The organism is Methylovorus mays (genome assembly GCF_020531915.1).
GTDB classification, from domain to species: domain Bacteria; phylum Pseudomonadota; class Gammaproteobacteria; order Burkholderiales; family Methylophilaceae; genus Methylovorus; species Methylovorus mays.
The window spans coordinates 296,078-312,437 of record NZ_JAJAVG010000008.1 but is presented as its reverse complement, the minus strand read 5'-3'; the positions used below and the strand labels follow the sequence as shown (position 1 = coordinate 312,437).

20 protein-coding genes and 1 tRNA gene are annotated in these 16,360 nt (G+C 54.4%); 17 read left to right on the top strand and 4 right to left on the bottom strand.

Features of this window, described 5'->3' with window-relative positions:
• The first annotated feature begins 30 nt into the window (after positions 1-30).
• From tolB to xerD, 11 genes are all read left to right on the top strand, one after another.
• Positions 31-1,305, top strand: a complete 1,275-nt coding sequence (gene tolB, locus LG203_RS11940; RefSeq protein WP_041362382.1) for a Tol-Pal system beta propeller repeat protein TolB — start codon at positions 31-33, stop codon at positions 1,303-1,305.
• A 74-nt stretch (positions 1,306-1,379) separates the two neighbouring features.
• Complete coding sequence (gene pal, locus LG203_RS11935) at positions 1,380-1,916, top strand: peptidoglycan-associated lipoprotein Pal (protein ID WP_013443102.1); 537 nt, start codon at positions 1,380-1,382, stop codon at positions 1,914-1,916.
• A 6-nt stretch (positions 1,917-1,922) separates the two neighbouring features.
• Entirely contained in the window at positions 1,923-2,744 is an 822-nt protein-coding gene (gene ybgF, locus LG203_RS11930) for a tol-pal system protein YbgF (protein ID WP_230345969.1), read from the top strand.
• A gap of 101 nt (positions 2,745-2,845) precedes the next feature.
• Positions 2,846-3,484: a 7-carboxy-7-deazaguanine synthase QueE gene (queE, locus tag LG203_RS11925; RefSeq protein WP_230345968.1), complete on the top strand. Its 639-nt coding sequence runs from the start codon at positions 2,846-2,848 to the stop codon at positions 3,482-3,484.
• Between the two features lies 1 nt (position 3,485).
• Positions 3,486-4,163: a 7-cyano-7-deazaguanine synthase QueC gene (queC, locus tag LG203_RS11920; protein WP_230345967.1), complete on the top strand. Its 678-nt coding sequence runs from the start codon at positions 3,486-3,488 to the stop codon at positions 4,161-4,163.
• 111 nt (positions 4,164-4,274) lie between these two features.
• Positions 4,275-4,526 carry a 30S ribosomal protein S16 gene (rpsP, locus tag LG203_RS11915; protein WP_013443098.1) on the top strand — a complete coding sequence of 84 codons (252 nt, stop codon included), beginning with the start codon at positions 4,275-4,277 and terminating at the stop codon, positions 4,524-4,526.
• 43 nt (positions 4,527-4,569) lie between these two features.
• Positions 4,570-5,064, top strand: a complete 495-nt coding sequence (rimM, locus tag LG203_RS11910) for a ribosome maturation factor RimM (protein ID WP_015830917.1) — start codon at positions 4,570-4,572, stop codon at positions 5,062-5,064.
• The gene (trmD, locus tag LG203_RS11905) at positions 5,064-5,876 is read left to right on the top strand and encodes a tRNA (guanosine(37)-N1)-methyltransferase TrmD (RefSeq protein WP_230345966.1); all 813 of its coding nucleotides are present in this window, start codon (positions 5,064-5,066) and stop codon (positions 5,874-5,876) included. Before rimM ends, trmD begins: the two co-directional genes overlap by 1 nt.
• A 17-nt stretch (positions 5,877-5,893) precedes the next feature.
• Entirely contained in the window at positions 5,894-6,277 is a 384-nt protein-coding gene (gene rplS, locus LG203_RS11900; protein ID WP_230345965.1) for a 50S ribosomal protein L19, read from the top strand.
• 50 nt (positions 6,278-6,327) lie between these two features.
• Positions 6,328-6,870: a methylated-DNA--[protein]-cysteine S-methyltransferase gene (locus LG203_RS11895; RefSeq protein WP_328487063.1), complete on the top strand. Its 543-nt coding sequence runs from the start codon at positions 6,328-6,330 to the stop codon at positions 6,868-6,870.
• Positions 6,867-7,763, top strand: coding sequence for a site-specific tyrosine recombinase XerD (xerD, locus tag LG203_RS11890; protein WP_230345964.1), 897 nt, complete (start codon positions 6,867-6,869; stop codon positions 7,761-7,763). The genes LG203_RS11895 and xerD overlap by 4 nt, the downstream gene beginning before the upstream one ends.
• Before the next feature lie 26 nt (positions 7,764-7,789).
• On the opposite strand, the gene LG203_RS11885 is transcribed toward xerD, so the two are convergent.
• From LG203_RS11885 to folB, 3 genes are read right to left on the bottom strand one after another with little or no spacing between them, the layout of a single operon-like run.
• The gene (locus LG203_RS11885) at positions 7,790-8,170 is read right to left on the bottom strand and encodes a YchJ family protein (protein WP_230345963.1); all 381 of its coding nucleotides are present in this window, start codon (positions 8,168-8,170) and stop codon (positions 7,790-7,792) included.
• Complete coding sequence (locus LG203_RS11880; RefSeq protein WP_230345962.1) at positions 8,167-9,219, bottom strand: TIGR03790 family protein; 1,053 nt, start codon at positions 9,217-9,219, stop codon at positions 8,167-8,169. Before LG203_RS11880 ends, LG203_RS11885 begins: the two co-directional genes overlap by 4 nt.
• A gap of 43 nt (positions 9,220-9,262) precedes the next feature.
• Complete coding sequence (gene folB, locus LG203_RS11875; protein WP_230345961.1) at positions 9,263-9,613, bottom strand: dihydroneopterin aldolase; 351 nt, start codon at positions 9,611-9,613, stop codon at positions 9,263-9,265.
• A gap of 170 nt (positions 9,614-9,783) precedes the next feature.
• Between folB and plsY the strand changes: the two genes are divergently transcribed.
• Positions 9,784-10,374 carry a glycerol-3-phosphate 1-O-acyltransferase PlsY gene (gene plsY, locus LG203_RS11870; RefSeq protein WP_230345960.1) on the top strand — a complete coding sequence of 197 codons (591 nt, stop codon included), beginning with the start codon at positions 9,784-9,786 and terminating at the stop codon, positions 10,372-10,374.
• A 9-nt stretch (positions 10,375-10,383) separates the two neighbouring features.
• On the opposite strand, the gene tsaD is transcribed toward plsY, so the two are convergent.
• A complete protein-coding gene (gene tsaD, locus LG203_RS11865) occupies positions 10,384-11,418 on the bottom strand; it encodes a tRNA (adenosine(37)-N6)-threonylcarbamoyltransferase complex transferase subunit TsaD (protein ID WP_230345959.1) in 1,035 nt (344 codons plus the stop codon).
• A gap of 133 nt (positions 11,419-11,551) precedes the next feature.
• Here tsaD and rpsU point away from each other — a divergent pair, with 133 nt between their 5' ends.
• The 5 genes from rpsU to LG203_RS11840 all read left to right on the top strand — a co-directional run bounded on the left by rpsU (position 11,552) and on the right by LG203_RS11840 (position 16,238).
• The gene (rpsU, locus tag LG203_RS11860) at positions 11,552-11,764 is read left to right on the top strand and encodes a 30S ribosomal protein S21 (protein WP_013443087.1); all 213 of its coding nucleotides are present in this window, start codon (positions 11,552-11,554) and stop codon (positions 11,762-11,764) included.
• Positions 11,765-11,847: 83 nt separating this feature from the next.
• Positions 11,848-12,294, top strand: coding sequence for a GatB/YqeY domain-containing protein (locus LG203_RS11855; protein WP_328487058.1), 447 nt, complete (start codon positions 11,848-11,850; stop codon positions 12,292-12,294).
• 113 nt (positions 12,295-12,407) lie between these two features.
• Positions 12,408-14,162, top strand: coding sequence for a DNA primase (gene dnaG / locus LG203_RS11850; protein ID WP_230345957.1), 1,755 nt, complete (start codon positions 12,408-12,410; stop codon positions 14,160-14,162).
• A gap of 66 nt (positions 14,163-14,228) precedes the next feature.
• A complete protein-coding gene (rpoD, locus tag LG203_RS11845) occupies positions 14,229-16,145 on the top strand; it encodes an RNA polymerase sigma factor RpoD (RefSeq protein ID WP_230345956.1) in 1,917 nt (638 codons plus the stop codon).
• 14 nt (positions 16,146-16,159) lie between these two features.
• A tRNA-Ile gene (locus tag LG203_RS11840) sits at positions 16,160-16,238 on the top strand.
• Positions 16,239-16,360 lie beyond the last annotated feature (122 nt).

The following is a 16,360-nucleotide window of genomic DNA, read 5'->3' as shown; positions in this document are numbered from 1 at the left end:
CTTTGCAACACATACTTACCCTAATTACCCATGAACAAACTACGCCTACTACTTAGCTTTTTCCTCTTGGCCTTGCCGCTTGCCGGTAAAGCCGCATTGACAATCGAAATCGTTGGCGGCGCTGCACAGCAAATCCCGATTGCTGTCGTGCCTTTCGCCAAGACGCCTGGAGCGCAGGACGATATTGCCACGGTGGTGGGGGCTGATTTGCGCCGCAGCGGCCTGTTCCGTGTGCTGGAAACGCGTGGTGTGGTGAATCAGCCGCACGATCTACCCGAGGTGAAATATCCGGAATGGGCTGCGATTCAAGCGCAGGCACTGACCATCGGTTCCGTGGAAACCTTGCCTGGCGGTCGCCTGAAGGTGTCTTTCCGCTTGCTGGATGTATTGAAACAGAATCAGCTGGCAGGGCTTGAATTCAACATTGCGGCTTCGCAGCAGCGTGCCACGGCACACAAGATCGCTGACATCATTTATGAAAAGCTGACCGGTGAGCCGGGTGTGTTCTCCACGCGCATTGCCTACATTACCAAGACCGCAGGGCGTTACGCCTTGCAGGTGGCTGATGCCGATGGTTTCAATCCGCAAACCGTCATGTCTTCGAATGAGCCTGTGATTTCGCCACGCTGGTCTCCCGATGGCACGAAACTGGCTTACGTTTCTTACGAGAAAAAGAAACCCATCGTGTTTGTGCAGTCATTGGTGACCGGTCAACGTAATGTGGTTGCAAACTTCAAGGGCAACAATAGCGCCCCGGCATGGTCGCCTGATGGCAATCGCCTGGCCATTGTGCTGACGCATAGCGCCAACTCGCAGGTCTATGTCATTAATGCCGATGGCACCGGATTGAAGCAGCTGACCTATACAACATCCATTGATACGGAACCTGTTTGGACGCCTGATGGATCTGCCATTTACTTTACCTCCAACCGTGGTGGTGGCCCGCAGATCTACCGCATGGCCAGCACCGGTGGCGACGCCAAGCGTGTGACGTTCGATGGCAATTACAACGTAAGCCCGCGCATCTCGCCTGATGGCAAGACGCTGGCATACATCAAGCAGGATAACGGCAAGTTCCGCGTAGCGGTGCAGGATGTTGCCAGCGGCCAGGTGCAGGTTCTGAGTGATACTGCGCAGGATGAGTCTCCCAGCTTTGCTCCCAATGGCCGCATGATTTTGTATGCAACTAGTATCAGTGGGCGTGGTGCATTGGCTGCCGTGTCTGCAGATGGTCGCGTCAAGCAGCGTCTGAGCGAAACCGGCGGCGATGTGCGTGAGCCCGCCTGGGGGCCCGCAGCGAATTAGCCGTTTTGTGATGGAGTAGATTTTTTAGTAGTGAATTTTGGTTGTATTTTATTGATTTTTAAGGAGAGAAAAACATGAATAAAAGTTTAGTAACAAGCGTATTGCTGGCTATGATGCTGGCTGCTTGCTCAAGCAAGCCTGTAAAGAATGCCCCTGTTGTTGAAGACAAGAGTCCAGCGCAAACCACTACCAGCCAAAGTTCTGACTCTGCTTCTACCAGCGGCGTGCAAAACAGCAGCATGTCGGTTAACCCGCTGACTGATCCAAACAACATCCTGTCCAAGCGCAGTGTTTACTTCGACTTCGACAAGGATGAAGTCAAGCCTGAATACCGTGATCTGGTGAATGCCCATGCCAAGTACCTGGTTGAGCATCCAGATGCCAAGGTAATCCTGCAAGGCAATACCGACGAACGCGGCACCCGTGAGTACAACCTGGCGCTGGGTCAACGTCGTGCTGTTGCTGTCAAGCAAGTGCTGAACCTGCAAGGTGTTTCTGACAAGCAAATCGAAACCATCAGCTATGGCGAAGAAAAGCCTCAAGCTGCTGGTTCTGACGAGGCTGCTTACAGCAAGAACCGTCGTGCTGACATCGTTTACCAAGGCGAGTAATTGACAATGCGTGGTTTGATAGTAGGTTTGGGGCTGTTGATGGGTGTTTCTCAAGTGGCGCATGCTGCGCTGTTTGGGGATGACGAGGCACGCAGGAAAATTGCTGACCTTCAGCAACAGGTGCAAACCCAGAATCAGGCCACGCAAGCTGCGATAGATGAGTTGAAGAAAAATCAGCAGGCTCTGGAGCAACGCTACACCCAGAGCCTGACTGACATGCTGGGCAAGATTGATGCGCTCAATCAGCAGATCAGTCGTCTGCAAGGCCAATTGGAAGTGGCCAATCACAATATTGACATGACGCAACAGCGTCAAAAGGATTTGTACGCAGACACCGATGGTCGTCTGCGCAAACTGGAGAGTGGGGCGCCAGCCGCCACTACCGATGCGACACAGCCAGCATCCGGTGCTGTCGCAGATACATCTGCCGCACCTGCCAGCACCTCTGAAAGCAAAGATCTCGACGCCGCCAATGCCTTGCTGCAGTCCAGCAAGTTCAAAGAGTCATTTGATGCCTACCAGAAGTTTCTGCAGACATATCCTGCCAGCACTCACGCCGCAGATGCGATGTATGGCTTGGGATTTTCGCAGTTCTCGCTCAAGAATTACAAGGCTGCGATTGCTACCCAGCAGAAGCTGCTGAAGCAGTATCCTGACAGTGCCAAAGCGCCAGAAGCCAGCTTTAACATTGCGAATAGCCAGATTCAACTGGCGGATATTGATGGCGCCAAGAAGACATTGCGCGACCTGATCAGCCAGTATCCCAAGAGCGATGTCATTCCTCGCGCACAAAGCCGTCTGAAGGTGCTGGAGTCCATCAAGCGCTAAACGCGCAGGCAATTCGCCAGAACTTGCCTAACTTCAAGTAAAATAACGTCTATTGATGGCCGACAACATTTCGTTGTCGGCTATTGTCCATTTATACGGCCATGAAACTTAGAATTCACGAAATCTTCCATTCGCTGCAAGGCGAGTCATCGCGCGTTGGCCTGCCTACGGTATTCGTGCGGCTGACAGGCTGCCCCATGCGCTGCGTTTATTGCGATACCGCTTATGCCTTTCATGGCGGCGGCAGCATGGAGATTGATGACATCATGCAGAAGGTGGCCGAGTACGGTGCGCATTATGTGACGGTAACGGGGGGCGAACCCCTGGCGCAACGCGATTGCCATGTGCTGCTGACGCGTCTGTGCGATGCGGGGTATAGCGTGTCGCTCGAGACTGGCGGCGCCATGGATATTGCCAACGTCGATCCACGCGTTTCCGTCATCCTGGATATTAAAACCCCAGGCTCAGGCGAGCTGGAAAAGAATTTGTGGGGCAACCTTGCGCATCTCAAGCCGCAGGATGAAGTGAAGTTCGTGCTTTGCGATCATGCGGATTATCTCTGGGCCAAAGAACTGCTGGATAAACAGCCTCTGCATCGTACCTGCAGTGTGCTGTTCTCGCCGGTTTACAGTCAGGTGAATCCGACAGAATTGGCTGAGTGGATATTGGCTGACAAGTTGCCCGTGCGCATGCAGGTGCAATTGCACAAGATATTGTGGGGCGAAAGGCCCGGAGTTTGATATGAGTAAAAAAGCGGTTGTGCTGTTATCCGGTGGACTGGATTCCGCCACTGTGTTGGCGATTGCACGTAGCCAGGGCTATGAGTGCTATTGCCTTAGCCTGGATTACCATCAGCGTCATTCTGCCGAGCTGCTGGCGGCACAGCGTGTAGCCGAATGTCTGGGTGCAGCGGAGCACAAGACCGTGCAACTGGATCTCTCCCTGTTTGGCGGGTCTGCCCTCACCGATAATCGGATTGATGTCCCACAGTCCCCCACGGAAGGCATACCGGTGACCTATGTGCCAGCACGCAATACCATCATGTTGTCATTGGCGCTGGCCTGGGCCGAGGTGTTGAAATCACGTGATATTTTTATTGGCGTCAATGCGCTGGACTATTCCGGTTATCCTGATTGCCGAGCCGAATATGTACGCGCGTTTCAGGCCATGGCCAATCTGGCGACCAAGGCTGCCGTCGAAGGCGACACCATTACCGTGCATGCCCCGCTGATTGATTTATCCAAGGCGGATATTGTGAAGCGCGGCAGTGCGTTAGGCTTTGATTATGGTATGACGGTTTCCTGCTATCAGGCCGATGAAGAGGGCAGGGCTTGCGGCAAGTGTGATTCATGCCGCTTCCGCCGCGATGGTTTTCTGGCGGCGGGCCTCGCGGACCCTACACGCTACCAGCCCGCATAGCAGGGGCTGACAGCGCAAGAATGCAGATAATCTGATATTCCCCTTGCCAAGCCCCTCATAAATAACGTAAAATCCGCGCCTTTCTGTGTCAATTAAAAGAGAACAACTATTATGGTGATCATTCGTCTCGCACGCGGTGGCGCGAAGAAATCCCCCTTTTACAGCGTAGTGGTAGCTGACTCGCGCAATCGTCGCGATGGTCGCTTCATTGAGCGTGTAGGTTTTTACAATCCTCTGGCTAAAGAAGGCCAAGAAGGCCTGCGCCTGAACGGTGAGCGTATTGCTCACTGGCAAAGCAATGGCGCACAGCTGTCTGATTGCGTTGCACGTCTGGTCAAGCAATCTGCCAAAGCAGCTGCCTAAGCGGGGTATCGCCTTTTAGCAGGCGATAACAACTGTGAAGGATATGGTCGTCATGGGGCGCGTTGTCGCCCCTTATGGCATTTATGGCTGGCTGAAAATTCAGCCGGATACCGAGACCATAGATAGCCTGTTCGATTACGATAACTGGTGGTTGGGGCGTGACCCCAAGTGGCAGGAATATCCGGTCGAAGCAGCGAAAGTGCATGGCAAGACCTTGCTGGTCAAGCTGGTCGGCATTGACGATCGTGATGCGGCATTTGCAGCCAAAGGCAAACAGGTGTCAGTGCCGCGCGAGCAGTTGCCGGAAGCGGAAGAGGGCGAGTATTACTGGTCCGATCTGATTGGTTTGCGCGTCAGCAATTTGCAGCAGGTAGATTTTGGCACCGTGGTGGATGTGTTCGAAACCGGTGCCAATGATGTGGTCGTGGTGAAAGATGATGCCGGACGTGAGCGTCTGGTGCCGTTTACCGCAGAAGCCGTGCCTGAGGTGAATGTTGAGGCAGGCACCATGCTGGTGGATTGGGATCCGGAGTTTTAATGTCGGTGCAGGAGCCTGCAGCCACACAATGCGCCACCAGGCAGTTTGACGTGGTCAGCCTTTTTCCGGAGATGTTTCAAGCCGTCAGTCAGTTTGGCATTACGGCGAGGGCACTGGGAAAAGCCATTTATGCCCTGCATGTATGGAATCCGCGCGACTTCACCAGCGACAATTACCGTACAGTGGATGACCGACCATATGGTGGCGGCCCCGGGATGGTGATGCTGGCCGAGCCTCTGGAAAAAGCGATTGGTGCTGCCAGGGTCAGGCAAGAGAAAGCCGGAGTGGCTGTGCCCAAGGTGATACACATGTCACCGCAAGGCAAGCCGCTCACCCATGCTGCAGTGATGCAGCTGGCGCAGGAGCCTGGCTTGATCTTGCTGGCCAGCCGCTATGAAGGTGTAGACCAGCGCTTGCTTGACCGTGTGGTCGACGAAGAATATTCGATAGGCGATTATGTGCTATCGGGCGGTGAGTTACCCGCCATGGTGTTGATAGATGCGATTGTGCGCCAATTGCCCGGGAGTCTGGGCGATATGGATTCCGCACTCGAGGATTCATTTGTGGATGGCTTGCTGGATTGCCCCCACTATACCCGCCCGGAAGTATACGAAGGCGTGGCGGTGCCCGAGATTCTGATGTCCGGGCATCATGCAAAGATCAAGCGTTGGCGGCTCAAGCAGTCGCTAGCGCAAACAAGGGCTAAACGCCCGGATTTACTGGCCGAAAGGTCGTTGACGAAAGAGGAATCTCGGCTGCTGGCGGAGCTTGATGTTGAGCAAACGCTGAAGCAGGAACAAGAATCCTCATAATTAAAAGGAACTGAAAAATGGCAGACATTATCAAGATGTTGGAACAGGAAGAAATTGCCCGTCTTGGCAAGAATATCCCTGAATTTGCACCTGGTGACACCGTCATCGTTGGTGTGAACGTGGTTGAAGGTACACGTAAGCGCGTACAGGCTTACGAAGGTGTTGTGATTGCCAAGCGCAATCGTGGCCTGAATTCTTCTTTCATCGTTCGCAAGATTTCTTCCGGTGAAGGCGTTGAGCGTACATTCCAAACATACTCCCCACTGATCGCTTCTATCGAAGTGAAGCGCCGTGGTGACGTACGTCGCAGCAAGCTCTACTACTTGCGTGAGCGTTCAGGCAAGTCTGCACGTATCAAGGAAAAGCTCAAGCTGCGCGAAAAGCCAGTTAGCGCTGAATAAATTCAGCCTGAGCTGTCTGCAAAAAGCCCCGCAAGGGGCTTTTTGCTTTTTTGTCTAGCCCATGGCGAGCGAACTGGATACGCCCTAAAGGATTGCGTTACCATAGCCTGATGAATTCCGAATCCAGCCCACGCGATTACGATGCTCTGATTGCCGCACCGTTTGGCGCCATAGGCCTGCGCGTTCAGGATGACTTTGTGGTTGCCATCAAATTGTTAAGTGAGAGCGGCTCGACATATGCCGCGCCCACACCGTTTGTGCAGCACGCCGTGCATCAGCTGCAGCGGTATCTACGAGATGCAAGGCTCACGATCGATCTCCCCTATGTCACAGGTGGCACCTTGTTTCAGCAACGCGTCTGGAGCGCCATTGCCGATATCCCCGCGGGAGCAGCCTTAAGCTACAGCCAGCTTGCCCAACGCGTCAGCTCAGGTCCCAGGGCCGTCGCTAACGTATGCGGGGCGAACAGGGTACCCTTGCTGGTTCCCTGCCATCGCGTGATCGCCAAGAGTGGCCTGGGTGGCTTCATGCAGGGCAATCCGCAAGGTCTTGCCATCAAGCAATGGCTGCTGGCGCATGAGGGCTTCGCATGAGTGCAGCGAATGCAGCATTGCTGGATAGATTTGTGGATCATCTCTGGCTGGAGGATGGTCTGGCGAGAAATACCCTGGAAAGTTACCGGCGCGATCTTGCCTTGTTTGCTGACTGGTTATGGTCTGAACATGCCAAGTTGCTTAATCAGGCGGACCAGGGCGATCTTCAGCAGTATCTCGCCTTCCGCTTTCCAACCAGCAAGCCGCGCAGTGTCAGCCGCCTGATTGCGAGCTTGCGGCGATTTTATCGCCATGGCTTGCGTGAGGGGCAGATTAGCGTGGATCCCACGCTGCTGATTGATACCCCCAAGCTGCCGCGTTCATTGCCAAAAAGCCTGAATGAAGACGAGGTAGTTGCCTTGTTGAATGCACCGGATATTGCCCAGGCCATTGGCCTGCGCGATCGGGCGATGCTTGAGACCTTGTATGCCTGTGGTCTGCGCGTTTCTGAGCTGGTGGGGTTGCGCTATACCGAGGTCAGCCTTAATGAGGGGGTGGTGCGGGTGACGGGTAAAGGCAGCAAGACGCGCCTGGTCCCTTTGGGGGAAGAGTCCGTCGATTGGTTGTTGCGGTATGTGCGCGAAGGCCGGCCGCAGATTCTGCAGCAGCGTGTGTCGGATAGTCTGTTTGTCACGCAACGCGGCGAGGCGATGACGCGCCAGGCATTCTGGTACCTGATCAAGCGCTATGCTTTGCAGGCCGGCATACACAAACCCTTGTCGCCCCATGTGTTGCGCCATGCCTTTGCCACGCATTTGTTGAATCACGGAGCGGATTTGCGGGTAGTGCAAATGCTGCTGGGGCACTCGGATATTTCAACCACGCAAATTTATACGCATGTGGCGCGTGAGCGCCTGAAACAGCTGCATGCCATGCACCATCCGCGCGGCTAGGGTGTGCTCCCGAAGTAATTCAGGTGTTACTCGCCGCTTGCATCCAGATAGTACCAGTCACCATTCAGCTTGATGAAGCGGCTGATTTCATGCAGCTTTTCTGCTTTGCCATTGATCTTGTAGCGCGCATCAAACTCCACGATCGCATTATCCCCTTGCACTGCATCGCGCAAGATGCGCAGGCCTATCCATTTGGTGGGTACTTCGTTGCTTAACCCAAGTCGGGCAGGACGAGTCTCGGGGTGCCAGGTCGCCAGCAGGTAATCTTCCAGCAGCAGCGCGTAAGCCGCATAACGGGATCGCATCAGTTCTACAGGCGTTTGTTGCTCACGCTTGCCCGTATGCCAGCGCTGGCAGCATTCATGGTAGTTCGCGCCACTATGGCAAGGGCATGGCAAGGGCTTCACGGGTTGGGTACGCCTCGTGTTCTGGCATAAGGGGCAGCCAGAGGTTCGCCGATGAAGAGCCCTTGTGCTGGCCATGCCACGCTTTTCCAGTAGCTTTCGATCAGGGTTTCGCCCTCAAGATAATGCTTCATCACAATGCTGGGTGCTGGGAATTTCTGCCAGTAATTACAGGGTTCGGATACTGTGCCGTAGCTGCCAGTGGCACCTGCATCCAGCCAGCGCAGGCTGGACATCTGAGATTTTCCCAGCAGGTCGCCACCACTTGATGTCAGGTGGTCGGCAATGGCGCCTGGCCTGAATGTCAGCGTATCCAGATGCGGCACGGAGATTTTGCCTGTGAAGTAAAACATCACATCTTTGCGATCCTGGATGCTGTCTGCCTCTATGCGCTGAATGGTCAGCTGGCTGGCGGCAATCTGCATGGGTTTGGGGAACATGGGTACGCGTGCATTGCGTGCATGGTCCGAAGTCGTCAATAGATACGCGCTACTGGGCAGCAAGCGGAAACTGCTGAATACGCCACGATCAATCAGGGCTTTTGCCTGTTCCACAGACTCGACTGGCAGCAGCATGGTGGGGCGTATGCCAAGAGCAGTGTAGGGTTGGCTGACAGAACTGTTGAAGTAGGGGCTGGGCTTGCCAGGGTCGCAGGTCTTCTTGCACTGATCGGCGTCGTAGCCCAAGGTCATGGCAGACGTAATGCTGTTGCACTCCACCGCGTACGGGGTGGTCCAGATAAGTACCATGGCTTGTATCTCCGGCCCAAGCCGGGGCAGGATGCTGCTACGCAAACCGGCAAATTCCCAGGCACTTAATTTGACCTTGCCGGTGGGCAGTTTTACCTTGATCAGGTTTTGTGGGGGAGTCTGACGGGCCTGGAGATAATACTCGCCGACCTCCACGCTGTTGGCGTCGGCTTCATTGACAATCACGGCAAGATTCGCAGGTCCCAGTCGTGTCGGCATGGGCGCTGCGAGTGCGGTGAACGATAACAGGCATGCGAGGCAGAATAGCAGGCCTATATTGGTAAGTCGGGTGGACATAAACATGATGAAGTATAAGGTTGAGCTTGAGCCTTGGGCTGGCTTAATACTATTTCGTTCGCTCAATCACAACGCCCAATGCTTTTAGTCCCGGCAAAATACCAGGCTTGGCAACTTTGATCTTGACCCAGGGGGCGCCGAATTCATTCAGCACAATCTGACAGATGTGCTCGGCCAGTGCCTCTACCAGTTTGAATGACTTCTCGCTGAGGGTTTCGCGTATGCGTGCCACCACCATGCCGTAGTCTATGGTGTCGTCGATTTCGTCCGTCTGGCAAGAGCGGTTGTGCGGCATGGCGATTTCTAGATCCAGCAAGATGGTCTGCGGGACCATGCGTTCCCACTCCGGCACGCCGAGTTTGGTTTGCACTTTGACTTCGCTTAAGAAAATCATATCCATGCTGAGGTTTCCTTGGTTGATTCCAGCCTGTTTCTGGCGAATCTGGCACCGGTTCAGGCTGTTGCATCGAGGTTTGCGTTCACGGCGGTGCGGGAATCCAGTATATTCCTGCTTTTGTGCGTGGTTCATGCGCACTGGCACCGTAAAATTTCAGGAATTTTAAAGTATTTATGATGATTGATAGCGCTTTTATTCTGGCAGCCTATTTGCTGGGTTCAGTTTCGTTTGGCATTGTCATCAGCAAGCTGTTTGGTTTGCCCGACCCGCGCACGGTTGGTTCAGGCAATCCGGGGGCGACCAATGTATTGCGCAGCGGTAAAAAGCTGGCAGCGCTGCTTACCCTGCTGGGCGATGCGGCCAAAGGCTGGATTGCAGTCTTCGTGGCGCAGCAGTGGGGGTTGAATGCAGAGATGGTGTGTCTTGTTGCGCTGGCAGTGTTCATCGGCCACCTTTACCCCGTGTATTACGGTTTCAAGGGCGGCAAGGGCGTAGCAACGGCACTGGGTGTGCTGCTGGCATTTTCGGGCTGGTTGGGGCTGGCGGTGCTGGTGACTTGGGCGCTTGTGTTTGCCATCTGGCGGTATTCCTCGTTGGCGGCATTGGTCGCAGCATCGATGGCGCCGCTGTATGCGTGGTACCTATTGCCAAGCGAGAGTTATGTATGGACTGCACTAGTGCTGGCCCTGCTCCTGATCTGGCGCCATCGCAGCAATATCAGCAAGTTGCTGGCGGGTACCGAAGCAGGGTTCGGCAAAAAATAGCCTTTAAGCTCAGGCGGGTGGGCGCTGCAAGCTGGCAAGATCCCAGCGGGGGCGCACGCTGAAACCATGGTCGCCATTGCTCTCGTGTTGCATGCGCATGGCGCCAGCGAAGGCAATCATGGCGCCATTGTCGGTGCAGAATTCCAAGCGCGGGTAGTGCACATGGCATAAACGTCGTTTGGTGGCGCGCGTGAGTTTTTCGCGCAACTGCCTGTTGGCGCCTACGCCGCCAGAAACCACCAGTTGATCCAGCCCAGTCTCGCGCAAAGCGGCCATGCATTTGGCGGTCAATACTTCCGTGACGGCTTCCTGAAATTCCAGCGCAATATCTGCCTTGGTCCGCTCATCCAATATGCCGTCGGCATTGCTGTGGTCATTTACCAGGGTCAATACCGCGGTTTTAAGTCCGCTGAAGCTGAAGTTAAGATCGCCACTGTTCAGCATGGGGCGCGGTAGTTTGAAACGTCCTGGCGTGCCGCGGTCTGCCAGGCGCGATACTGCCGGGCCACCAGGGTAACTCAGGCCCAGCAGTTTGGCCGTTTTGTCGAAAGCTTCGCCTGCTGCATCATCCAGCGTATCGCCCAGCAAGGTGTAATCGCCTATGCCGCCTACGCGCATCAATTGCGTGTGGCCGCCAGAAACCAGCAGAGCTACAAACGGAAATGCAGGTGGATTGGCTTCCAGCAACGGAGCCAGCAAATGGCCTTCAAGGTGATGCACGCCTACGGTGGGTACATTGAGGGTGAACGCCAGTGATTCGGCAATGCTGGTGCCGACCAGAAGCGCGCCAGCCAGGCCAGGGCCTTGCGTGTAAGCAATGCCACCAATATCCGCCAGCGTCAGTTTGGCTTCATCCAGCACGCGTTGTATGAGCGGCAATGTGCGGCGCACATGGTCGCGCGATGCCAGCTCGGGTACCACGCCGCCGTACTCGGCATGCATATCTATCTGCGAGTGAAGCGCATGGGCCAATAGGCCATGCTCCTGGTCATACAGGGCAATGCCGGTTTCGTCGCAGGAGGATTCAATGCCGAGGATAATCATAGTGGGCTGGGCTTGCAGTACGCTGGGATAAGGGGCTGAGATTGAGGCAAAAATACAATATAACGATTGATAAAACCGGAATGTGCCGCTAGAATAGCAGACTTTTTCGCCCTTTCTCAAGGAAAGTGATCTAATGTCCAGCGTACGTGTTAAAGAAAACGAGCCGTTTGACGTGGCTCTCCGCCGCTTCAAGCGCATGATTGAAAAAACTGGTCTGTTGACCGACTTGCGTGCTCGCGAGTTCTACGAGAAGCCTACCTGGGAGCGCAAGCGCAAGGCTGCAGCTGCTGTTAAGCGTCACTATCGTCGTATTCGCAACCAGACTCTGGCACCTAAGCTCTACTAAGATTCTTGGGCCGTATATTCGGCTATGAGTTTTATAGTGTGCTGTGTAGCATTGGTTGTACTGGTTTATAGGGAGTGACTGTTGTGTCGTTGAAGGTTCGCATTAGCGAGGATATGAAGTCGGCTATGCGTGCCAAAGATAGCGCGCGACTGGGTGCCATTCGTCTGTTGCAGGCTGCTATCAAGCAGCGCGAAGTGGATGAACGCATCGAGCTTGATGACATGCAAGTCATCGAGGCGATTGAAAAGATGCTGAAGCAGCGTCGCGACTCCATTTCCCAGTACGAGGCAGCCAATCGGCATGATCTGGCAGATGTCGAGAAGTTTGAAGTAAGCGTGCTGCAGGAGTATCTGCCACAAGCGCTGACCGAAGACGAGATCAAGGCGATACTTGAGCAGGTGGTGACGGAGACATCCGCATCTGGCATCAAGGATATGGGCAAGGTCATGGCCGCGGTGAAGCCGCTGGTTGTAGGCCGCGCCGACATGGGCAAGATATCCGGGTTGATCAAATCCAGATTAAGTGCCTGACCCTGACAGCTTGGTAATTTAAAAAAGGAGCTTTGGCTCCTTTTTTGCTTTTAATGGAATGGGTTTAGGCTATGATTTCTGCATTACGGTTTTTGGGTGCTGATTGTCTTTAAATGATTCCTGAGTCGTTTATCCAAGAGTTGCTCAATCGCGTTGATATCGTCGATGTCATCGACCGTAGTGTCCCGCTCAAAAAAGCCGGGGCCAACTATTCTGCCTGCTGCCCCTTTCATAACGAAAAATCACCCTCATTTACGGTAAGTCCCACCAAACAGTTTTATCACTGCTTTGGTTGTGGGGCGCACGGCTCTGCCATCGGATTTGTGATGGAGTATCAAGGCCTCAGCTTTGTGGAAGCGATCAACGAGCTGGCCAAGCAAGTGGGGATGATCGTGCCGCAAGAGACGCGTGAGCGCGATGCGGATGCTCCCCAGAAAAAAGCCGTGCCCGGCATGGTGGAAGCCATGCAGCAGGCCGTGTTGTATTACCGTGGCGAGCTCAAGAAATCCCAGCGCGCCATTGAATATTTGAAAGGGCGCGGATTAAGTGGCCAGATTGCCGCCAGGTTTCAGATGGGCTATGCCCCATCCGGCTGGCAAAATTTGCAGGAAGTGTTCAGTGATTATCAGGACGATGTGTTGAAGTCCATCGGGCTGGTCATTGAAAACGAGCAAGGGCGGCGCTATGACCGTTTTCGGGATCGCGTCATGTTCCCAATCCATGATCAAAAAGGCCAGGTGATAGGCTTTGGTGGTCGGGTGCTGGGTACTGAAGGTGACGATGATGGCCCCAAATACCTGAATTCTCCCGAAACTCCTTTGTTTCAGAAGGGTCAGGAGTTATATGGCCTTTTTCTGGCCCGTCGTGCGATTCGCGATGCAGGGCGTGTGCTGGTGGTGGAGGGCTATATGGATGTGGTTGCGCTGGCCCAATATGGTATTGAGTATGCCGTCGCTGCCTTGGGCACCGCTACTACGCCGGTTCACATCACCAAGCTCATGCGGCAGACGGACGAAATCGTGTTTTGTTTTGATGGCGATGCCGCCGGCCGTAAAGCTGCCTGGCGCGCTGCCATGAATGCCTTGCCAGCGCTGACGGATGGCTTGCGATTAAGCTTTCTGTTTTTGCCGGCCGAGCATGACCCGGACAGCTATGTGCGTGAATACGGCAAAGAAGCCTTTGAGGCGGCAATGCAAAGCGCATTGCCCTTGTCGCAATACCTCATACAGCATTTGAGTGAAGATAACGGACTGCAATCGCAGGAAGACAAGGTGCGCTTTTTGAATGAGGCAGAACCCATTCTCGCGCAGATACAGGCACCGCGGCTTGCACTGTTATTGCGCAAGCGCGTGGCTGAATTGGCCGGGCTTTCGGATGAAGAAATGCGCAGCATGATCCGCTTGCCCGAGGTGCAGCGCCCCCGTCGCAGCCAGCCACGGCAGACACGCAGCACGCTCTCATTGCAGCGCCGCTTTGTGTTGATGGTGCTGATGCAGCCCGCGCTGGTGAGCCCCGATGACTTGGCATGGGTTCTGCATGAGAGTGAAGAAGATGCCCTGGTAAAACACGCGCTGGAAGCCGCGATCGCCTACCCGAGTGCAAAGCCTGCAGGCTTGTTGCTGCAATTGCAAAATCGGGTGGACGCCAGGCTGATGCGCGAGCTGGAGCGCGAGATTCATTTGTTGGATGAGCAAGTCGATTACTCCCTTGAATTTGAGGGCGCGCGCAAGCAATTAAGGGATATGTACGCCGAGCGACAAGGCAAAACTTTACTGGCGCGCATGCAGGAAAAGAAAATCAGTGAGATGACCGAGCAGGAAAAGGAATTACTGAAAGCGATGGTAGGCGCGACTAAAAATAGGTCGTGATTTAAGGTATAATGCCGGGTTTTTCCGTAACCGCATTTAACAGGTTTAATGGATTTGAGGTCAAGCATGGCTAATGAGCAAAACGATAAGGTCAACGATAAAGTAGAAACGCAGATCAGCGATGCTGATATACGTCGTACACGGCTTAAGTCGCTGATCGTTCTGGGTAAAGAACGCGGCTACCTGACTTACGCTGAAATCAATGACCACTTGCCGGACGACGTTCAGGATTCTGAACAGATCGACGGCATTATCGGCATGATTAACGATATGGGTATTCAGGTGTACGAAGAGACCCCTGATGCTGAAGCGCTGCTGATGTCGGATGCTCCACCGCCAGTTGCGGATGAAGATGCCGTGGAAGAAGCCGAGCAGGCCCTCTCTACTGTGGATTCCGAGTTTGGCCGAACTACAGACCCAGTGCGTATGTACATGCGCGAAATGGGCACGGTAGATCTGCTTACCCGCGAAGGCGAAATCGAGATCGCCAAGCGCATTGAAGATGGCCTCAAGCACATGGTGCAGGCGATTGCCGCCTGTCCTACCACCATTGCCGAATTGCTGGCCATGGTGGAAAAAGTTGAAAAAGACGAACTCAGTGTTGATGACCTGGTAGACGGCCTGATTGACTCCGACGTCGGCCTGGAAGAAGACATCCCGGTTGAAGCGGCTGAAACCGAAGAAGAAGAGGCGGAAGAGGACGAAGAAGACGACGGCGACGAAGACGGCGCCAAGGCTGCTGCCATCTCCGCTGAGGCACTGGCCAAGCTGAAGGAAGAAGTGCTGACCCGCTTTGCCGTTATCCGTCAGTCACACCAGAAAATGACGATCATCCTGCAAGAACGCGGCTCTCAGGATAAAGAATATCAAGCCCTGCAAAACGCCATTCTGGAAGAGCTGACCGCGTTCCGCTTCTCTGCCAAGCAGGTTGAAGCCCTGTGTGACCAGGTGCGTACCATTGTGGAAGACATCCGCGGCCACGAACGCAAGATCATGGAATTCTGCGTCGACAAATCCGGCATGCCACGTGCGCACTTCATCAAGGTATTCCCTGGCAATGAAGGCAATCTGGACTGGCTCGCTGGCGAGCTGACTGTCAACAAGCCATACGTTGAGCGTCTGGAGCGCTTCAAGCACTCCATCGTCGATCAGCAGCAACGCCTGCTCGACCTGCAAGACCGCGTCGGTATCCCCATCAAGGAACTCAAGGAAATCAACAAGCAGATGTCCACCGGCGAAGCCCGTGCACGTCGTGCCAAGCGCGAGATGATTGAGGCCAACCTGCGTCTCGTGATTTCCATCGCCAAGAAATACACCAACCGCGGCTTGCAATTCCTAGATCTGATTCAGGAAGGCAACATCGGCCTGATGAAGGCCGTGGACAAATTTGAATATCGCCGGGGCTACAAGTTCTCAACTTACGCCACCTGGTGGATTCGTCAGGCCATTACGCGTTCTATCGCCGACCAGGCCCGCACCATCCGTATTCCGGTGCACATGATCGAAACCATCAACAAGATGAACCGCATCAGCCGCCAAATTCTGCAGGAAACCGGTCTGGAACCAGACCCAGCAACCCTGGCAGAAAAAATGGAAATGCCGGAAGACAAGATTCGCAAGATCCTCAAGATTTCCAAGGAGCCTATCTCCATGGAAACCCCGATCGGCGACGACGACGACTCCCATCTTGGCGACTTTATCGAAGACATGACCACGCTCGCCCCGGTAGACGCCGCCGTCTACGCCAGCCTGCGTGAAGCCACCAAGGAAGTGCTGGAATCCCTCACCGCGAGAGAAGCCAAGGTACTGCGCATGCGCTTCGGTATTGAAATGAACACCGACCACACGCTGGAAGAAGTCGGCAAGCAATTCGACGTCACCCGCGAGCGTATCCGTCAGATCGAAGCCAAAGCCCTGCGCAAGCTGCGCCACCCAACGCGCTCCGAGCGCCTGCGCAGCTTCCTCGAAACCGGCAACGACTAAACGCCTAAGTTACAGGGCCTCTAGCTCATGCCTGGTTAGAGCAGCGGACTCATAATCCGTTGGTGCTCGGTTCGACTCCGAGGAGGCCCACCAAAAAATCAAGGGGTTACGATAATTCGTAACCCCTTTTTTATTAAAGGTTCAACGAAGGTTCAACGGCCCAAAAGAGCAATTGGTTCAATCGCCTTGCCTCTTCAAGATGATCCGGAGATAAG